Here is a 19,523-nt window from a genome sequence, read left to right as displayed (position 1 = left end):
ATATCAAAGTTTGAAGAAGATCTCTTTAGGTCCGCTGTAGGATATGCGTTCAGCAAGCCTTAAAGCCTCTTTATAAGGTATTTGCCCTTTTTCTACCATTTCTCCAAGAACGTTTGATAATACCCTTCTGAAAACTTCTATTCTGGAACCAAAGGATAAGAGCTTTCTAGAGTCGGTGACCATTCCTGCAAGGTTATAGAGAATGTCAACAGTTGCTGTATACTTAAGATATGTTTCCATACCGTATGGGCTATCATTAAACCACCATGGAGCTCCTAGGAATATGTTAGGAAAGGCTCTTGCTATAGTTGCTATTGTGGGGAGATGGGTGGGATCTAATACATATAGGACTATCTTTAACTTGCTATCAAATTCATTTAAAAAGAACCTTAATCCTTCGGCTATTTCTATGAAGTTTGTAGAGATGTCCCCTCCCGAATTTGGTCCTAAAGTTTTAAAAAGGCTATCCCTATAGTCTCTTAAGGCACCAATGTGAAGCTGTGTAACCCAATCTGTTTCTTGGTTCATTTTGCCGAACTCTATCATCATAAAGGATTTAAAGTCTTTTATCTCATTTTCTTCAAGTTTTTGTCCTGAAATTGCTCTGCTATATATTTTTTCTGCACTCTTTTTTTCAACGAATTTTATGTATGGGTAAAGAATAGCATGGTCGCTTCCTACACATCCGTGTTTTTTAAACTTCTCATGTGATTTCCACAAGGTCCTTAGGAAGCCATCTAGATTAGAAATATCCTCATTGTAAATTTCTCCAAGAGTTACTACATAGCTCTTCCACTCCTCCTTTTCTATGTTTATTGCATTGTCAGGTCTCCATGTAGGAAGTATTTTGAATTCCTTTATCTCTTGGGATGCCTTATAGTGGTAGCTTAAGTCTGAAGATGGATCATCTGTGGTACACAAGATTTCAGCCTTTATATTCTTTAAAATTTCTTGAGGTTTGAAATTTTCGCTTTCCAGGATTTTTTTGCTTTCTTCCCATATTTCCTCTGCTGTTTCCTCAGAGACGATCTTTTCTATTCTTAGGGTCCTCCATAGGTCAAGGTGAATCCATTCATAAGTTGGGTTCCCTGCAAAGTTTGGAAAGACCTTAGCCAAGGCAAGCCATTTTTCCTTATTTGTCCTTTTCCCAGTTATGTATTCCTCTTTTATTCCGCATCTTCTCATTAAGCTCCATACATAATGATCTGTTGCTCCTTCTGCTTCCCATATGTCGTTCCAATTTTTGTTTTCAAGTATCTCTTTTGCCTCAAGGTGGTTGTGAGGATCTAAAATTGGGAGATTTTGAATGTTTTCGTAAATTTTTTTGGCAGTTTCGTTCGTAAGGAGGTATTTTTCTCCTAAAAACATTTTTCCACCCCCTATTTAAGATTGTGAAAGTTATTTTCCTAATGGTATTATAATATCATAAATGTTTAAAATGGGTAAGGAGGGGAAGAGAGGTGAACACTCTAAGAAGGGCTATTGAGATTTTAGATTATTTGATTTCATCTCCTGGTGATGTTAGTGTAAGTGATGTAGCCAGGAAATTCAAGATGAGCGTTTCTAATGCATATAAGTATTTGAAGGTTTTTGAGGAATATGGTTTTGTAACGAGAAAAAGGGATAAGAGATATGTTCCAGGATATAAGTTAGCTGAATATGGTTCGATGGTCTTAAGAAAGATAGACTTAAGGGAAATAGCTCATCCTTACCTTGTAGATGTGATGTCAAAAACGGCTCAAACTGTTCATCTCGTTCTTAAAGATGGTTTTGACGGGGTTTACATTGATAAGGTTGAAGGTGTGAATAGTATTCCTATGGTTTCTAGGGTGGGGATGAAAATCCAGCTTTACTCCTCAGCTTCTGGTAAGGCGATTTTGGCTTATTTACCCGAAAAAGAACTTGAAGAGTATCTTTCAAAAGTTAACCTGGAGCGTAAAACTCCCAACACTATTACTGATCCTCTTAGGCTTAAGGAAGAGCTTAAGAGGATTAGAGAAAGAGGTTTTTCTATTGATAATGAAGAGAATGAAATAGGTATAAAGTGTGTGGGGGTACCAATTTTTGATCATAATGGTTATCCAATAGCTGGTATGAGCATATCGGGAGCTTCTCAGAAGCTAACCGGTGAAGTCATAGAGATTTGTGCTTCAGCCTTGAAAAAAGCAGCGGAAGAAATCTCAAAAAAACTTGGTTATTGACTCTTTTAAAGAGATTTAAAGATATTTGAAAAAAAATGGAAGAATTCAAAACCTCGTGCAGCATATTATTGATTTTTTAAGATTGATTAAAGAGCTCTTTATAAGATAATCTGTATATGAATACTAGTATACAGAAGGAGGGGGGATAAGTATGAGGAAGTGGTGTTTAGCTATGCTAGTTGTGGTTTTGCTGGTCTCGGTATCGTGGGCGCAGGCGCCGGTTGTTTTCAAATCTGCTGATAATCAGCCTGATGGATATCCGACAGTTGAAGCGGTTAAGTTCCTAGGTAAGGTTGTTGAGGAAGCGACTAAGGGGAAGTATAAGATTCAAGTTTATCCAGGTGCTCAATTGGGTTCAGAGAAAGAAACTATAGAGCAAGCCCTTCTTGGAGCTATAGAGATGGTCAGATGTTCAACATTGACCTTATCTGGCTTTTATGAGCCCATGGGAATTTTATCATTACCTTACCTTTTTAGAAATTATGATCATCAGTGGCAAGCTGTTCTTGGTGCCCCTGGTCAAGAGCTTATTGATAGTATGTCAAAGAATTTGAATCTTGTAGCTTTAGCTTGGTTTGAGGCAGGAGCAAGGAGTTTTTATACCATTAAAGCGCCTATAATGAAACCTGAGGATGTAAAGGGGTTGAAAATAAGGGTTCCTGAATCTCCTGTCCTGACTAACATGGTTAAGTTCCTTGGAGGAGCACCAGTGCATCTTCCCTTTGGTGAAGTTTACAGTGCTCTTCAGACTGGAGTCGTAGATGGTGCTGAGAATAATCCTCCAAGCTATTATGCTATGAAGCACTTTGAGGTGGCTAAGCACTATAGTTTGGATGAGCATACGAGAATTCCGGAGTTAGTCATAATGTCTAAGAGCGTATGGGAGAAGTTATCTCCTGAGGAGAAAATGATATTTAAGATGGCTGGACAGGCTGCTTCAGTTTACCAGAGGATCTTATGGAAACAGTTTGAGGAGAGAAGCTTGAAAGCGGTTCAAGAGGGAGGAGCAAAGATATACAATCCTGATAAGGGGCCTTTCCAGCAGGCTATAAAGCCCTTCTATGATCAGTATTCTAAGTATAAGGAGTTAATAGACAAGATATTGGCAGTTAAATAGTTTTTAGGAAGCTCAAGTGGTTTGGAGGGTGAGTTCCCTTTTAAAGAGGGAGCTCACCCTGACCTTGACTCAGGGGGTAAAGCGAAATGAAGAAGATACTTTCTCTTACAGAGCTAAGTGTTGAGCTTTTTGAAATAGTGACCTTGCTATCCATATGGGTAATATTTTTTATTCACGTTCTTGGACGTTATCTTTTTGCTGCGCCTGTAACCTTTGCTGAGGAACTTGGTAGCCTTCTTTTGGTTTGGCTTGCCTTCTTGAGATCTGGCTTAGGCGTTCAACAGGGACTGCATATGAGGATAGAGATCTTTCTTAGTGCCTTTAAAGAATGGGAGCAGAAACTCCTTAGCAGAATGGTTTTGATTTTGAATTTAATCTATGGGGTCATTCTTATGAAGTATGGCTTTGAGCTTGCACGTAAGCTTCCTAACATTCTTCCTGTTTTGGGGATTTCCATAGCTTGGATTTATATACCGGTAGCCCTATGCGGGGTTTTAACTACTTTAGGTATTTTACGTGGACTTTTGGAGGAAAGGCCTAAAGAAAGCTTAGCCATAAAGTTGCCTAGCGCAAGTTGGCGTGTTTTTGTTTTATCTCTTTTTCTGCTGTTGCTATTTTTAGGTTTAGGGGTACTTTTTGAATTTCCTTTATTTGCAAACATTGCGAGAAATGTAAAAGGTGCTCTTATACTCTTTTCGACTTTCTTTTTAACCATGGTAATTGGTATGCCTATATCCTTGGGTCTTGGTTTTTCTGCTATTCTAACAGCTATTTACTTAAATATTCCTTTGACCGTGATACTTCAAAGGTTCTCATCGGGGGCGAGCTCTGTCATGCTTCTTGCCATACCTTTCTTTATACTTGCTGGTCAGATAATGACGGAGGGAGGGATTACGGAAAAGATAATAGCTTTTTCCAAAATATTGGTTGGGAGAATTAGGGGCGGATTAGCTATAGTAAATATCCTAGCTAGTATGTTCTTTGGAGGTGTTTCTGGGTCGTCAGCGGCGGATGTTTCTTCAATTGGTTCTATATTGATACCTGCTATGGTTAAAGAGGGCTATGATAAGGATTTCTCCATAGGGGTTACGGTTACATCTGCCACCTTGGGAATTATAATACCTCCGAGCCATAATATGATAATTTATTCTCTTGCTGCAGGCGGTGTTTCCATAGGGGCTCTTTTTATGGCTGGCTATATTCCTGGCATTATGGTGGGTGTGGCGCAGATGATAGCTGCTTATATAATCTCTCGCAAGAGAAACTATCCGATAATAACCGAGAGATTCTCTCTGAGAGATGCTTTAATAAGCTTTAGGGATTCCTTTTTAGGGCTTCTTGTGGCTTTAGTTATAATCTTTGGTATAGCACTTGGAATTTTCACTGCTACAGAGGCTTCGGTTATAGCTGCTACATATGCGTTGTTTGTCGCTATATTCATTTATAGAGGCATGAAATTAATAGATGTACTAAAGATTTCGAAGGTTTCTGTTGCTACATCAGCAATGGTTCTTTTCTTAATAGCTAATGCTTCTGCTTTTGGTTATCTTATGGCTTACTTAAATATTCCTAAGGTAGTTGCTGAGAGCTTAGTTAGTATTACAGATAATAAGTATTTATTAATGCTTCTTATAAATGGGTTATTGCTTCTTTTGGGAATGGTAATGGATATGGCCCCCTTAATTCTTATAATGACTCCTATATTGCTTCCAATAGTAACTAAAATAGGTTGGTCCCCGATCCAGTTTGGAATAATACTTCTTATAAACCTTTCAATCGGTCTTTGTACGCCTCCTGTCGGTAATACCTTGTTTTTAGGGTGCGCCATAGGTAAGGCGAAAATAGAGGAGGTTTTAGGGGCCTTATGGCCTTTCTATATAGCTATGATAGCTGTTCTTCTCTTAGTAACCTATATCCCCTGGTTTACCATGTTTCTCGGGGGAGCTTTTATGAAAATTTCTGGATAGTATAGGAGGTGTACTAAAATGAAGGTGGTAACTTTTGGTGAGATTATGCTTAGGTTAAGTCCTCCCAACTATAAGAGGTTATTTCAGGCAGAGAGTTTCGATGTTACCTATGGCGGAGCCGAGGCTAATGTGGCTGCTTTCTTAGCTCAAATGGGATTTGAGGCTTATTTCGTTTCTAAGCTACCTAAAAATCCCTTGGGAGATGCTGCCATTGGGCATTTGAGAAAGTATGGAGTTAGAACTGACTATATTGCAAGAGGGGGGGAGAGAATAGGAATATACTTCTTGGAGATAGGTGCTTCTCAGAGGGCAAGTAAGGTTGTGTATGATAGAGCTGGTTCTGCAATATCAGCAGCAAAGAGAGAGGATTTCAACTGGGAGAGGATACTTGATGGAGCTAAATGGTTTCACTTTTCTGGTATAACTCCACCTTTGGGTAAGGAGCTTCCTCTGATAGTTAAGGATGCTCTTGAGGTTGCAAAAGGGAAAGGAGTAAAGGTGAGCTGCGACTTAAACTATAGGGCTAAGCTCTGGAGTAAAGAGGAAGCTCAAAGGGTTATGATACCTTTTATGGAATACGTGGACGTTCTTATAGCTAACGAGGAAGACATGGAAAAGGTTTTGGGCATGCATATAGAAGGTTTGGACCTTAAGACAGGAAAGATTATAAGAGAGGCTTATGTTAAGGTTGCGGAAGAGATTGCTAGTAAGTATAAGCTTGAAACGGTGGGAATAACTTTAAGAGAGAGCCTTTCTGCTACGGTCAACTTCTGGTCTGTTATGATATTTGAAAATGGTAAGCCTTACTTCTCGAATAGGTATGAAATTCACTATATAGTGGACAGAGTTGGAGCTGGAGATTGTTTCGCTGGCGGATTAATATATGCTACTCTTAAGGGATATGATTCTCAGAAGAAAGCAGAGTTTGCCGGAGCAGCTTCCTGTCTTAAGCATACTATTCCTGGTGATTTCTCTTGTTTAAGCGAGGACGAAGTGGAAAAACTTGCTGGTGGAGCTACTTCGGGAAGGGTTGAGAGGTGATAGGATCTTGCTTAGGCTTAGTTTGGATGGCATAAAAGATAAAAAATCATGGCTTGATAAAGGTTTTAGTCTTCCTAAGTTCGACATAGAGAGGGTGAGAGAGAGAACTCTTAAAGCTCCGAAATTGATTCACTTTGGAGCAGGTAACATATTCAGAGGATTTATAGCTGGTATAGTACAGAATATGATTGAAAGTGGAAAGGAAGATACCGGTGTAATAGGAGTGGAGCTTTTCGATTATGAGATAATAGACAAAATATATTACCCTTATGACAACCTCTGTATAGCTATAACTATAAATAGTGACGGTACATTGGAAAAGAAAGTTGTAGGTAGCATAGTTTGTGGTTTTAAAGGTGATCCTTTATATGAAGATTGGAATAGCTTGAAAGAGATGTTCAGATCCCCTTCTCTTCAAATAGTATCATTGACTATCACTGAAAAGGGGTACAATCTTGAGGATCAGGAAGGAAAGCTCTATCCTATAGTATTAGAGGATATGAAGAATGGTCCTGTTATGCCTAAAAGCTCTATGGGTAAGGTTACATCCCTGCTTTATGAAAGGTTTAAAGCAGGTAGGTTGCCGGTAGCAATGCTTAGCCTAGATAATTTCTCTAAGAACGGGGAAAAGCTTTACTCCTCTGTGTATAAGATAGCGGAAGAATGGGTTAAAGGGAAGATGGTTGAGGAAGCATTTTTGAATTATATAAATAAGGAAGTTGCATTCCCCTGGAGCATGATAGATAAGATAGTCCCGAGGCCATCAGAAGTTATCAAAAAACATCTTGAAGGGCTTGGGTTGGTTGATATGGACATATGTGTAACTGATAAGAAGACCTTTATAGCTCCTTTTGTGAATATGGAAAGAGCGCAATATCTGGTTATAGAAGATAGTTTCCCCAATGGAAGACCAGCCCTGGAGGGAAGCGATAGAAATGTATTTTTAACTGATAGGGAAACAGTGGAGAAATCTGAGAGGATGAAAGTTACCGCTTGTCTTAACCCACTTCATACTTCTTTAGCTGTTTTTGGTTGCCTTTTAGGCTATAAAACTATAGCTGATGAAATGAAAGATCCTCTTTTGGCGAAGCTTGTAGAAGGCGTTGGGGAGGAAGGTATGAAAGTTGTTGTTGATCCAAAGATAATAAGCCCTAAGAGCTTTTTAGAGGAAGTTATAAAGGAGAGACTTCCTAATCCTTATATGCCTGATACTCCACAGAGAATTGCAACTGATACTTCTCAAAAGGTTCCTATAAGGTTTGGAGAGACCATAAGATCTTATCATGAGAGGCCAGACTTGGATGTTAAAGAGTTAAAATATATACCCTTGGTTATAGCTGGCTGGTGTAGGTATCTGATGGGTATAGACGACGAAGGTAAGAGAATGGAGTTAAGCCCTGATCCATTGTTAGAAGCTTTAAGGGGATATGTTTCTTCAGTTAAGTTCGGTGATCCTGATTCTGTTAAAGATGCTCTAAAGCCTATACTTTCTAGTCCTCAGCTATTTAGGGTTAATCTGTATGAGGTTGGTTTAGGCAAAAAGATAGAAGGTTATTTCAAGAAGATGATATCTGGTCCAGGTGCTGTTAAGAAGACCCTAGAAGAGGTTTTAAGGGAGGGATAAGGGGATGAAGATGGTCTTTAGGTGGTATGGGGAAGGAAATGATCATATAACCTTAGAGCAGATAAGACAGATTCCTGGTGTTGTTGGAGTTGTGGGAGCTTTGTTTGATGTTCCTGTGGGTGAGGTTTGGCCTCTTGAGAAGATTAAGCGGCTAAAGGAAGTGGTTGAAAGGGCGGGTCTTACTCTGGAGGTTATAGAGAGTGTAAACGTACATGAGGATATCAAGCTTGGTCTTCCTACGAGAGATAGATATATAGAGAACTATATAGAAACGATAAAGAATTTATCTAAGGTTGGGGTAAAGGTTATATGCTATAACTTCATGCCTGTATTTGATTGGATGAGAACGGATCTTCACAAAAAGTTGCCCGATGGCTCGGAGGTTATGGAATATGATCATAGCTTGATAGAGAATATAACGCCGCAGGAGTTAATAAGGAGAGTTAAAGAGGGTTCTCATGGGGTTATTCTCCCTGGATGGGAGTGGGATAGACTTGCTAAGCTTGAGGAGACCTTCAAACTTTATAAGAGTATAGATGAAAATAAACTTCTCGAAAATCTTGTTTACTTCCTTAAAGCTGTTATTCCTACATGTGAGGAGTGTGATGTTAAGCTTGCCATTCACCCCGACGATCCACCATGGAGTATATTTGGTCTTCCTAGGATAGTTACTAATAAGGAGAACATAGAGCGTTTCTTAAAGGCTGTTGATAGTCCTTATAATGGTTTGACTTTTTGTATGGGATCGCTTGGAGCTAACCCTGATAACAACATACCGGAGATGATTCGCTACTTCGGGAAAATGGGAAGAATACATTTTGCTCATCTTAGAAACCTCAAAATAGTAGAGCGTGGAAAGTTTTATGAGACGGCTCATCCTTCTTTCTGTGGTTCTCATGATATGTTTGAGATTGTAAAAGCCCTTTGTGATGTGGATTACAAAGGCTATGTGAGACCAGATCATGGTAGGATGATATGGGGTGAGAAAGGTCGTCCTGGATATGGTCTTTATGATAGGGCTTTGGGTATAACTTATCTTTTAGGGCTTTGGGAAGCCGTTTGTAAGATGAAGGAAAGGTATTGTTAATCTTAATATATTTTTTATTAAAAAGCGCCTCCTTGACTAAGGAGGCGCTTTTTTTATGGTTTAAAATAGAGTATAATACTTTAAGCTGAAATGACCCCCCTTATAATAGTTAAAGGTGGGATGTAAATGAGGGAAACCCTCCCTTTAGATAGATTAAGTGAAGGGGAAAGAGGTAAAGTTGTAGACATAGTAGGGGGAAGGGTTTTTAGAGTAAGATTAATTCAGTTGGGGATATTTCCTGGTGTTGAAGTTAAAGTTGCAAAGAGCGCTGTCTTAGGTTGCCCCTTAATGGTAGAGGTCAACAATACGAGGATTGCTCTTGGGAAAGGGGTTGCTTCGAGAATTTGGGTGGAAAAGATAGAGTAAGAATCGCATTGGTAGGACAGCCTAATTGTGGTAAAAGCACTATATTCAATCAAGTAGCAGGGTATAAATCTATAGCTTCTAACTTTCCAGGAACAACTGTTTCTTATACGATGAGCGATATTCGCTTCGGTAATAGAATTTTTGAGCTTATAGATCTCCCTGGTATATATTCCCTCTCTCCTGTTGATGAGGCTGAAAAAGAAGCTCGCAAGTTCATACTTAAGACGGGTGCTGATCTTTATATAAACGTTGTGGATGCTTCTCTTCTTTCAAGGAGTCTCGAATTTACCATTGAGCTGATGGAGCTTGAGCTTCCCATGATTCTTTGTCTTAACATGATGGATGAGGCTGTAGAGAAAGGAATGATCATTGATGTGGATAAACTTTCAAAAGTTTTAGGTGTTCCCGTTGTTACTACTGTTGCTAATAGAGGTAGAGGGATAAAGGAGCTTTTTGAAGCTGCTCTCAGGGCAACTGAGGAGAGAGTCAGGGCTTTTCCCCCTAGGTTCTGTGGGGCTATAGAAAGGGAAGTACTGGAGTTAGAGGGCAGGCTAAAAGGAGTAGATATAATAGGAAAGTTTCCGGTAAGGTTTATCGCTTTAAAGCTTATAGAGGGAGATGAGGAGATATCTTCCATAGTCTATAGATATGCTCCTGATATTAAGGTTTTGGTCGAAAAAATTAGGGAGAGTATTATAAGGGAGTATAATAGGGAACCGGAAGAAGTGATAGCTTCGCAAAGGCATTCACTTGCTTTTAGTATATTTGAGCAAGTTGCAAAGGTTAAACGAGGCAAGGAAACCTTAAAAGATAGACTGGATTCCCTCGTTCTTAATCCGTATGTGGGTTATTTCTTGCTGTTTTTTACTCTTTACCTCTTTTTTACTTTTGTTTTTAAGTTTGGCTCACTGATTGAAGCCCCCTTGCTAAGGTTCTTTGAAGAGCTTCACGAGAGGCTATCTTTCTTATTTAGCTCTCAAAGTCTATTTTCATATGTTTTAAAGGGACTATATGATGGCTTTACAGGTGGACTTGCTATCGTTTTACCATATCTTGTTCCCTTTCTATTTGGCTTATCTTTTCTTGAGGATTTAGGTTATCTCCCTAGGATTGCCTTTTTAATGGATGCTCTGATGCATAAGGTAGGGCTTCATGGCAAAGCCATACTCCCTTTAATTCTTGGTTATGGGTGTAACGTTCCAGCTGTTATGGCTGTGAGAATACTTGAGAGTTCCCGTGATCGATTTATAGCATCCATTTTAACGGTTCTGGTTCCCTGTGCTGCCCGAATGACCATAATAATGGGTCTTGTTGGTTTTTATCTTGGTGGGGAATTAGTTTTTCTCCTTTATGTTCTAAATCTTATAGTGATAGGATTTTTAGGTTGGGGAATTTCAAAGCTTTTGCCTGGGTATTGTGAAGGATTGATAATGGAGGTACCTCCGTATCGCTTACCCACTTTAAGGGGTCTTTTAGCTAAAACATGGTTAAGGTTAAGGGAGTTTATTATTATAGCCTGGCCGCTTCTTATAGGAGGAAGTATTTTCTTATCCTTGATTACTTACTATGGCTTTGAGAATAGGATAAACTCTTACTTAAGCTTCGTAACTTACCCTCTTGGCCTTCCGACAGAGGTGGGTATTACGCTTATTTTTGGTATATTAAGGAAGGAGCTTTCTCTGCTGATGCTTAGGCAGGCTTTAGGTGGAGAGCTTTCTCTTCTTCCCTCTCAAATGTTTATTTTTACTGTCTTTGTTGTCTTTTACTTTCCTTGCGTTTCTACCTTGGGGGCGTTAATAAGGGAAATAGGTCTTAAAAGATCGTTTTTTGTTCTTCTTTTAACTTTTGTAGTTGCTTTCTCTTTAGCAATCATCGTAAGAGGAGCTAGCTTACTACTCTTATATTAAGAGCCCGTGCAAACTTTAGAGTTTCGCCCCATTCCCTTGTATTTATTCTTCTTGAGATTTTAGGATAGTTGTTTGCAAGGTGTGTTGGATAATATTGGTCCATGATGTTAATAGCTATGCCTGGAAAGTTCTTAGCAAGAAGCTCAAGAGCCTTAAATGATGAGGCTGCATCATTGGGCATTATAAGATGTCTTATGAAAACCCCTTTTTTCGCTATTCCATCAGGGCCTATCTCTAAGTGGCCTACCTGAGAGAGCATTTCTTCTATGGCTTGAAGAGCAATTTCTGTGTAATTTTTAACTTTGGATAACTCCTCTCCTACTTCAGAATCTCCATATTTGAAATCTGGCATATAAATATCGATTAATCCTCTTAAAAGTTTAAGTGTTTCAACAGATTCATATCCTCCACAGTTATAGACTATGGGAAGCTCTAAGCCTTTAGACTTGGCAAGTTCTATAGCTTTAGCGATTGAGTATATATGAGGGGTTGGTGTTACGAGATTTATGTTATGGCATCCTGCTCTTTGAAGGATGAGCATTATCTTAGCTAAATCCTCTACTTTAATAACTCTACCAGATCCTAGCTGACTTATATCATAGTTTTGACAGAAAACGCATTTCATATTGCAGTATGTGAAGAATATAGTTCCAGAGCCTCCTCTCCCGACAAGAAAGCTTTCTTCTCCGAAATGAGGACCATAGCTACTAACTATCGGATCTAGCGTAGGGACTCTACAAAAGCCCGCTTTTCCTTCTTTTCTATTTGCTTCACATTTGTGAGGGCAAAGCCTACATGGTGAAGCAATAGCTTCAAGCTCTTCTATCCTTGGGTTTTCCATCTATCGTTAGCTCTTCCCCCCTGATTAGCCTTTTTATATTCTCTCTATGAGTGTAAAGAACCAGGATAAAAGTTATTATTGAGAAGAGAGGGAGTGATTTTGGAGAGAAGGGCAAAATATAAGCCCAAGCTATGCTTGAACCAACTCCACATAGTGAACCCAAAGATGAGTATCTTGTTATTTTAACCATTGTGTACCAGACTAGGGCTGAGAGGATTGCTACTGGTAGGGAGGCTGCCGCAAGTACTCCATAAGTTGTAGCTATTCCCTTTCCCCCCTTAAATTTTAGGAAAGGAGTCCATATATGTCCGCATATAGAGGCGAAGCCAGAGAATAAGGCTATTTCATGGGAACCAGTGAATTTAAGTGCTATAAAATAGGGAATAGCTCCTTTAATAAGGTCTCCAATAAGGGTGATAACCCCGGCTTTTTTCCCTAAGGTTCTTCTAACATTTGCCATACCTATGTTTCCGCTTCCGTATTTTCTTATGTCTATTCCGGAGGCTAGCTTTCCGTAAACATATCCTGTTGGAAAGGAACCAAACAGGAACCCTATTATGATAAAGGGAAGGAAATCCATTACTTTAGGGCCTCCTTTATTATATTTCTGTTTTTAATAAAGTAGTCTAAGCCTGATAATATAGTTATTATGGCTGTTGCCCATAGCACTAAAAGATTTATAATTTCATTAAATCCCAGTAGTATGAGAAACACTGCTATAGTTTGAAGAAACATCTTAGCTTTTCCAAAAGAGCTTGCTGCTATTATAACGTTTTTGTTGGCCGCTAAGGTTCTTAATCCTGTTACCAAAAACTCTCTTGATATTATGACAATTGCTATCCAAGCGGGAACCTTGCCTAGTTGGACGAAGCTAACGAAGGCTCCTGTTATCAGGATTTTATCTGCTATTGGATCAAGTATTTTACCGGCATCTGTAATTATATTTTTTGCTCTAGCGATTCTACCATCAAGATAATCGGTTAAGGAAGCGATTGAAAACAGGATAAGGGATATAAACTTTAAGCTTCCTTCCTCTAATAGGCAAGATACTATAAACGGTATAGTTAAAATCATTCTTAGAAGAGTCAGCTTAATTGCTACGTTCACGACTTATACCACCCCACGTAAGAATATCCTAGACAATATCCTTTCTTGGATTTGTACTGCTCCCACTGGGCAAAGTTCATGGCAGCAAAAGCACAAAATACATCTTCCATGGTCAACTTTTGGAAATGGGTTAAATGTTATCGCTCCTACTGGACAGTGCTTAATGCATATTCCGCACTTAACACATTTATTTTCATCCATCTTTACTTTCGGTGTCAATCCTCTCCATATGAAGGAAGGTAGAGCTCTGGCAAATAAGGTGCTTTTAGGGGCTTCAAAGCTATAGCTTATTTCTTCTAATCTTTCTCCTAGTATATCTATCCTTTCTGGGTTTAATCCTCTTTCTTCTGCTACTTTTATTGTAGGTATTTTAGTAGGTATAAAGCCTATTATTCTTGATGCCACTATATCTACTGCAAAAGGGTTTTCTCCTCCAAAGAGAAGTTTTGTTTCTTTAGGTTTTCCCCAGGCCGGGCCTTCTCCTTCCATAGAAATAGTTGCATCTACAATTGTAAGGATTGGTTTAACCGCAAGATGAATATCTATTAAGGCATGAGCAAAGCTTTCCGGATCTTTAGCTTCAGCATGAACTCTCGCTTTCTGGCTTCCTGGAAGGCATCCAAAGGTATTTTTAACGGCACATGTTATTACAGTGAGATTATGTGTCTTAAGTTTAGGTAGATTTATTATCTTATCAGCTTGAAAAACTGCTTCTGCTATTGTAATCTGCATTTTACCCTTTTTCCCTAAGCTTATCTCATAAGGTTTTCTGCTTTCTTCATCGAAGTTTCTTAATTTAACTTTTGGAAACTTTTCAGGTATTTTATGTAAATTTATACTTTCCATAGTTTTTTGGGTTCCGCTCTTCGTAGACACTCCAGAACTATCTCCTATCCAGACTTCTGATACTATAGGATGAATTATTTCAACCACTGCTTCTATAACTCTGGGATCAGTTATTCTAGCTTCTTCTACTTTTGACGGTGAAAGCAAGTTAGGCTTTATTAAGACCTTATCTTTGGGAGATAAAAATTTTTCAATTCCTCCAAGAAGATCAAATATTTCTCTTACTTTGTCCCTAATCTCATCGTAAGTTATGGTAGATAACCTTTTTATCGCAATCCTCATAAGGTTATTATAACACTTATTTATCGTTTTTAAACTATGTTTAGGTTCTTGATTAAGTGGTATACTTTATATTGATGAGTACAAGAGATCTAAGGGTTTGTATCATAACGGGTGCTACTGGTGGAATAGGAAAAGCATTAAGTTTAAAATTTGGAAAAGGAGGATTTTCTCTTCTTCTATGTGGAAGATCTGAAGAGAAGCTTCTTTCCCTTAAAGAGGAGCTTTCTGAAGTTAAGGTAGAGTGTTGTTTTTATGATGCTTTAATAGGTAATGAAAAGGAAATAGTTGAAAGAGCCTTGGATATTTTTGGTAAGATAGATTTACTTATAAATGCAGCAGGTCTTGGAATTTACGAGAGTTTTAGCTCTATGGAGGAGAAAGATTTGCGACAAGTTTTTGAAGTTAACTTCTTTTCTCCTTTTAGATTAACTAAGGAAGCCTTAAAGTACATGGTAAGGGGAGGTACTATAATAAATATCTCCTCTATAACAGCTCGTCTTCCTGTTCCTTTTATGGGAGGTTATGGTGCAAGTAAAGCTGCCTTAAGCTCTATCATGGAGAGTTTGAGAGCTGAGCTAGTAGAAAGGGATATAAATGTTCTTAATGTGGAAGCAGGAAGGATTAAAACCGACTTTACTGAAAAAACTTTAGGGAGTCTAAAGCATCCACCTATAGGTAAAAGAGAGGATCCCTCTCTTTTTGCTGAAGCTGTTTATAAGGCTTATTTAAAGAGAAAAAGAGTACTTATTTGGCCTCGACGCTACAGGATTTTTTTGTTCTTAAGAGCGCTTTTTCCTAATTTTTATGATAAAAAACTTTATAAAGCTTGGAAGGAGGTTAATAAGCCTTAGTTATTTATAGAAAGCTCGTTAAAAAAGGTATCCAAGGCCCTCTTTAATGCTCCTCTAAGAAGAACAAATTTTGTCTCAAGGTTAGAGAAGAGAGGTTTGTATGTTGAAAAGAGGGATTTTCCATAAAGGAGTCTTCCATTTATTCCATCGTGAAGGTATATAGTCATCTGTATTACTCCCTGTTTGTCTACGGAAGGAATGTAGCTACCGGCAGCTATAGCTATACCTATTCTTTGAGCTGTTATGAATGGGGCTACTCCTCCTATAAGATTGCTTAGAGGACTACCGCTAGAAACATCCATGACCCCGTAATCAACGATGCAACCTCTTACTATTATGTCGGCGTTGAACCTTTTAGCTATCTCTTTGACCTGTTCTTCTGTTAGAGAAAGCATAAAGGGCTCGCTTAAAAATTGAGGGTCAATTTCTTTCAGGTAATCCTGGATTTCCTTACTAAACCCATAGATTCTTAATTGCTCTTTAAGTTTTTTGGCTTGTTCGTTTTCCCTTTCTATTAGCTTTTTTTCCTTAAGGAGAGCCCAAACGTCTTCTTCAGGTATTACAAGTTTTCCCATACATTCAAATCCTTGTCTGATGGCAAAGAGGAGCCTTCTATTTTCTATTCCCATAGGGTCTTGGGAAGTGGTGGAAAAGGGTATGATAACTATCCTCTTAGCGTTAGCAAGCTTAATTTTTGCATCTCTAAGAAATGGGTTTTCCTCTGCTTTTACTAGGCCTGCTATTAGTAGTAAAATAATTATAAATACTATACTTTTAACTCTCATGGTTTCTTCCTCCTTTCCTTCTTCTTTTAGAAGTATAGCATAAGCTGATATAATCATAATAGATGAAAAGAGAGGAGTGAAGAATTTGTCCCTGAATAACAAAGTCAAGCTTATAGAAGACGCTTTAAAAAAGTGTATGGAACTTAGGGAGGCTCCGCTTCTTCTTAAAGAGGCAATAGAGTATTCTCTTTTCCCTGGGGGTAAAAGATTTAGACCGCTTTTGGTTTTATCCTCTTGTGAGGCTGTAGGCGGGAATCTAACTCAAGCTCTCCCTATAGCTTGTGCTATAGAGCTTATTCACAATTATTCTTTGATTCATGATGATCTTCCCTGTATGGATAATGATGACTTTCGTCGAGGCAAACTGTCTTCACACAAAAAGTTTGGATGTGCTGTAGCTTTACTTGCGGGAGATGCCCTCTTAACTTATGCTTTTGAGGTGCTTGGGAAGGAGCTAAATGGGGAAGTTCTCAAAAGAGTGCTTTTTGAGATAGCCTATGCGGCTGGTCCATCAGGAATGGTTGGGGGGCAGCTCCTTGATATAACTGATGGCAAAATAGAGGAGATTCATTCCAAGAAGACCATGGCCCTTATAAGAGCTTCCGTTAGATGTGGTGGAATAGTAGGCGGGGCTTCTTATAATGAGCTTCATGTCCTAACCGAATACGGGGAGAGATTGGGAATTGCCTTTCAAATAGTAGATGATATTTTGGATTTTGGTAAAGAGGAGAGACTAACCTACCCTGGTGTTTATGGCTTGGAGAAGTCAAGGGAAGAGGCTAAGCGTCTTATTGAAGAAGCTCTGCTTTTAGCTTCCATGTTTGGTGAGAAGGGAGAGGATTTAAAGGAGTTGGCTTTAATGGTTTTGAGGAGGCTTGAAGAAGCTTGATTCTTGAGAAGATAGAGAATATAGAAGACCTTAGAAAGCTTTCCCTTAATGAGCTTAAGCTTCTTGCTTCAGAAATTAGGGAAAAGATAGTTGATGTGGTAGGCAATAACGGGGGGCACCTGGCTTCAAATTTGGGTGTAGTAGAGCTAACTATAGCTCTTTTAAGGGTTTGGGACCCTTTTAAGGATTACATAATTTGGGATGTGGGGCATCAGTGTTATCCTTTTAAGATTTTAACTGGAAGGAAAGCCCTTTTTAATACTATAAGAAAACGTGGGGGACTGAGTGGTTTTCCTAATCCTAATGAAAGCCTTGCTGATAGGTTTATAGTCGGTCATAGTGGTACTTCCTTGTCTTGGGCTTTAGGGTTGGTACTTTCAGGGAAAAGCGATGTAGTTGCAATTATAGGAGATGGTTCTCTAATGTCTGGCATGGCTCTTGAGGCTTTAAATCACATAGGTGTGCTTAAAAGAAAGCTAATTATAATCCTAAATGATAATGAAATGGCTATAGGTCCAAGAGTTGGTGCCATTGCCTCTCACCTTGCTCGATTAAGATTAAGACGCGGCTGGCTCGGATTCAAAAAGAGGGTTCGTTCTTTTGTTAGAAATTTACCTTTAGGTAGGGGGCTCGAGGAGTTTCTTGAAGATTTAAAAGGAAGATTTAGAAAGTTTTTGATAAAAGGTTCGATTTTCGAGGAGCTTGGTTTGATCCACTGGGGGCCTATTGATGGACATGATATAGAACTTATGGAGCGTGTCTTTAGAAATGCTAAGGAGGTTGATAAGCCAGTTGTTATCCATGTTCTGACTAAAAAGGGTAAAGGCTACTCTCCTGCTGAAAAGGATCCGGAGACTTTTCATGGAGCTCCAGCATTTAAGATAGTTAAAAAGGAAGAAGGAGAATCTTACAGTTCTATATTCGGTAAAGTTGTTTTAGAGCTTGCTTCTAAGGATGAAAGGGTGGTTTGTCTAACTGCTGCTATGAAAAAGGGAACCGGTCTTGATGAGTTTGCGAAAAGATATCCCTCTCGTTTTATAGATGTGGGTATAGCTGAACAGCATATGCTTGGCCTTGCAGCTGGACTTGCCCGTGGGGGATTAAAGCCTATTGTGGCTATATATTCTACTTTTCTGCAAAGAGCTTACGACCAGTTAATACATGATATAGCTCTTCAGAAGCTTCCTGTAATTATAGCTGTAGATAGAGGAGGGATTGTTGGAGATGATGGCCCAACCCATCATGGTGTCTTTGATTTAGTGTTTTTGCGTTGCATTCCCAATCTTATCATAGGTTGTCCTAGGGATGGAGTTTCCTTGAGAGACATGTTTCACATGGCCTTAAATTTAGATTGTCCTGTTGTAATTAGATATCCAAGGGGCTATACCAAGGTTTTGCCTGAATGGGAAAAACCCCCTGGTTCTGTGGAAATAGGTAAATCCCAAGTTATAAGAGATGGTAGCGAAGGGGTTGCCTTTTCATTAGGACCTACACATGAGTTTGCTTTGGGGCTTACTGGTTTTAAGGTTATAGATTTAGCCTTTGCAAAGCCTCTAGATACAAAAGCGATAGTTGAAAACGCTCTTAAGTTCGATAAGATTTGCGTTTTTGAAGAGGGAGCCAGAATCGGTGGGGTTGGAGAGGAAATCGGTTCTCTCCTTATTTCTCAAGGTATTTTCCCTAAGGAGTTTAATATATTTGCTATTCCAGATAGGTTTATAGAACATGGGGAGAGAGGGGAGCTCCTTGGAGAACTTTTCTGGGTTCAAAAAGGAAAGAATAGATAACCTTCTAGTCTTAAGAGGATTTTTTGAAAGTAGAGAGAAAGCGCAGAGAGCTATTATGGCGGGTTTGGTCTTCGTTAATGGTAAAAGGGTGAACAAGGCAAGTGAGAAAGTTCCAGAGAATGCAGACATAGAAATAAGAGGAAATGCCTGTCCTTATGTTAGCAGGGGAGGGTTAAAGCTTAAAAAAGCTATAGACGAATTTAAAATATCTCTTTTAGGAAAAGTTTGCTTGGACGTAGGAGCCTCAACAGGGGGCTTTACCGATTGTATGCTTAGAGAGGGTGCCTTTAAAGTCTATGCTGTGGATGTTGGTTACGGGCAATTTCACTGGAGCTTGAGGAATGATCCTAGGGTTGTTTTAATAGAGCGTTTTAATGCGAGGTATCTAAATAAGGAAGTGGTTCCTGAGGATGTAGACTTTTTTGCTATGGATCTTTCCTTTATATCTGTTAAGAAGGTTTTACCAGCTGTTAAGGGTGTGCTTAAAGAAAGCTGTGGTGAGGGTATTGTACTTGTAAAGCCTCAGTTTGAGGCAGGGCGTGAGAATGTTAAGGGTGGCGTGGTAAAAGATAAAAAGATTCACTTAAATGTCATTGAGGATATAATCAGCTTTGTCAAAGAAAAGTTAGGTTTTTACCCTTTGGGTTTGACCTATTCTCCTATAAAAGGTCCTGAAGGCAATATAGAATTTCTTTTATATATAGGTTTTAAGGAAAAAGAGAATTGTTTTAGAAAGGAGATGGTACTATCAGTAGTGGAGTCTGCTCACGCTGTTCTTGGGGATTAGTAGTAAATCCTCAAAAGGGAGAGCCTGCAAGAGAGATA

Annotated in this window: 18 protein-coding genes and 1 pseudogene; 13 read left to right on the top strand and 6 right to left on the bottom strand. The window is 38.9% G+C overall.

Annotated elements, in window-relative coordinates; all coding sequences use genetic code 11:
* Positions 1-3: 3 nt before the first annotated feature.
* On the bottom strand, positions 4-1,368 hold the full coding sequence (gene uxaC, locus NZ900_01160; protein MCS7232703.1) for a glucuronate isomerase: 1,365 nt from the start codon (positions 1,366-1,368) through the stop codon (positions 4-6).
* Between the two features lie 92 nt (positions 1,369-1,460).
* Between uxaC and NZ900_01155 the strand changes: the two genes are divergently transcribed.
* The 9 genes and pseudogenes from NZ900_01155 (at position 1,461) to feoB (ending at position 11,310) form a co-directional block, all read left to right on the top strand.
* Positions 1,461-2,201, top strand: coding sequence for an IclR family transcriptional regulator (locus tag NZ900_01155; GenBank protein ID MCS7232702.1), 741 nt, complete (start codon positions 1,461-1,463; stop codon positions 2,199-2,201).
* 151 nt (positions 2,202-2,352) lie between these two features.
* Positions 2,353-3,318, top strand: a complete 966-nt coding sequence (locus NZ900_01150) for a TRAP transporter substrate-binding protein (protein ID MCS7232701.1) — start codon at positions 2,353-2,355, stop codon at positions 3,316-3,318.
* Between the two features lie 86 nt (positions 3,319-3,404).
* A pseudogene (locus NZ900_01145) lies at positions 3,405-3,836 on the top strand (TRAP transporter small permease subunit).
* Positions 3,837-3,977: 141 nt separating this feature from the next.
* Entirely contained in the window at positions 3,978-5,285 is a 1,308-nt protein-coding gene (locus NZ900_01140) for a TRAP transporter large permease (protein ID MCS7232700.1), read from the top strand.
* Between the two features lie 18 nt (positions 5,286-5,303).
* Positions 5,304-6,326: a sugar kinase gene (locus NZ900_01135; protein MCS7232699.1), complete on the top strand. Its 1,023-nt coding sequence runs from the start codon at positions 5,304-5,306 to the stop codon at positions 6,324-6,326.
* A gap of 7 nt (positions 6,327-6,333) precedes the next feature.
* Positions 6,334-7,950, top strand: a complete 1,617-nt coding sequence (locus tag NZ900_01130) for a mannitol dehydrogenase family protein (protein ID MCS7232698.1) — start codon at positions 6,334-6,336, stop codon at positions 7,948-7,950.
* A gap of 4 nt (positions 7,951-7,954) precedes the next feature.
* Entirely contained in the window at positions 7,955-9,037 is a 1,083-nt protein-coding gene (gene uxuA / locus NZ900_01125) for a mannonate dehydratase (GenBank protein MCS7232697.1), read from the top strand.
* A gap of 126 nt (positions 9,038-9,163) precedes the next feature.
* Positions 9,164-9,403, top strand: a complete 240-nt coding sequence (locus tag NZ900_01120) for a ferrous iron transport protein A (protein MCS7232696.1) — start codon at positions 9,164-9,166, stop codon at positions 9,401-9,403.
* Positions 9,382-11,310 (top strand): ferrous iron transport protein B, encoded by a 1,929-nt coding sequence (feoB, locus tag NZ900_01115; GenBank protein ID MCS7232695.1) that lies wholly within the window; start codon positions 9,382-9,384, stop codon positions 11,308-11,310. The genes NZ900_01120 and feoB overlap by 22 nt, the downstream gene beginning before the upstream one ends.
* Here the strand turns inward: feoB and NZ900_01110 are convergent.
* Genes NZ900_01110 through NZ900_01095 form a run of 4 tightly spaced genes read right to left on the bottom strand, consistent with a single transcriptional unit; the run spans position 11,288 to position 14,386 of the window.
* The gene (locus NZ900_01110; protein ID MCS7232694.1) at positions 11,288-12,151 is read right to left on the bottom strand and encodes a radical SAM protein; all 864 of its coding nucleotides are present in this window, start codon (positions 12,149-12,151) and stop codon (positions 11,288-11,290) included. The genes feoB and NZ900_01110 overlap by 23 nt on opposite strands.
* Entirely contained in the window at positions 12,123-12,731 is a 609-nt protein-coding gene (plsY, locus tag NZ900_01105; protein MCS7232693.1) for a glycerol-3-phosphate 1-O-acyltransferase PlsY, read from the bottom strand. Before plsY ends, NZ900_01110 begins: the two co-directional genes overlap by 29 nt.
* Positions 12,731-13,258 (bottom strand): CDP-diacylglycerol--glycerol-3-phosphate 3-phosphatidyltransferase, encoded by a 528-nt coding sequence (gene pgsA / locus NZ900_01100; GenBank protein MCS7232692.1) that lies wholly within the window; start codon positions 13,256-13,258, stop codon positions 12,731-12,733. Before pgsA ends, plsY begins: the two co-directional genes overlap by 1 nt.
* 3 nt (positions 13,259-13,261) lie before the next feature.
* Positions 13,262-14,386 carry a DUF362 domain-containing protein gene (locus NZ900_01095; GenBank protein MCS7232691.1) on the bottom strand — a complete coding sequence of 375 codons (1,125 nt, stop codon included), beginning with the start codon at positions 14,384-14,386 and terminating at the stop codon, positions 13,262-13,264.
* A 74-nt stretch (positions 14,387-14,460) separates the two neighbouring features.
* On the opposite strand from NZ900_01095, the gene NZ900_01090 reads away from it, so the two are divergent.
* The gene (locus tag NZ900_01090) at positions 14,461-15,237 is read left to right on the top strand and encodes an SDR family NAD(P)-dependent oxidoreductase (GenBank protein ID MCS7232690.1); all 777 of its coding nucleotides are present in this window, start codon (positions 14,461-14,463) and stop codon (positions 15,235-15,237) included.
* Here NZ900_01090 and NZ900_01085 read toward each other — a convergent pair.
* On the bottom strand, positions 15,234-16,022 hold the full coding sequence (locus NZ900_01085; protein ID MCS7232689.1) for a hypothetical protein: 789 nt from the start codon (positions 16,020-16,022) through the stop codon (positions 15,234-15,236). The two genes, NZ900_01090 and NZ900_01085, sit on opposite strands and share 4 nt — an antisense overlap.
* A gap of 76 nt (positions 16,023-16,098) precedes the next feature.
* On the opposite strand from NZ900_01085, the gene NZ900_01080 reads away from it, so the two are divergent.
* From NZ900_01080 to NZ900_01070, 3 genes are read left to right on the top strand one after another with little or no spacing between them, the layout of a single operon-like run.
* Positions 16,099-16,911: a polyprenyl synthetase family protein gene (locus tag NZ900_01080; GenBank protein ID MCS7232688.1), complete on the top strand. Its 813-nt coding sequence runs from the start codon at positions 16,099-16,101 to the stop codon at positions 16,909-16,911.
* The gene (dxs, locus tag NZ900_01075) at positions 16,908-18,698 is read left to right on the top strand and encodes a 1-deoxy-D-xylulose-5-phosphate synthase (protein ID MCS7232687.1); all 1,791 of its coding nucleotides are present in this window, start codon (positions 16,908-16,910) and stop codon (positions 18,696-18,698) included. Before NZ900_01080 ends, dxs begins: the two co-directional genes overlap by 4 nt.
* Entirely contained in the window at positions 18,658-19,485 is an 828-nt protein-coding gene (locus NZ900_01070; GenBank protein ID MCS7232686.1) for a TlyA family RNA methyltransferase, read from the top strand. Before dxs ends, NZ900_01070 begins: the two co-directional genes overlap by 41 nt.
* The last annotated feature ends 38 nt before the right edge of the window (positions 19,486-19,523 follow it).

This window comes from Synergistota bacterium (genome assembly GCA_025060595.1).
In the GTDB taxonomy this organism is placed as follows: domain Bacteria; phylum Synergistota; class GBS-1; order GBS-1; family GBS-1; genus 42-11.
This window is presented reverse-complemented; position numbering and strand designations above follow the sequence as displayed.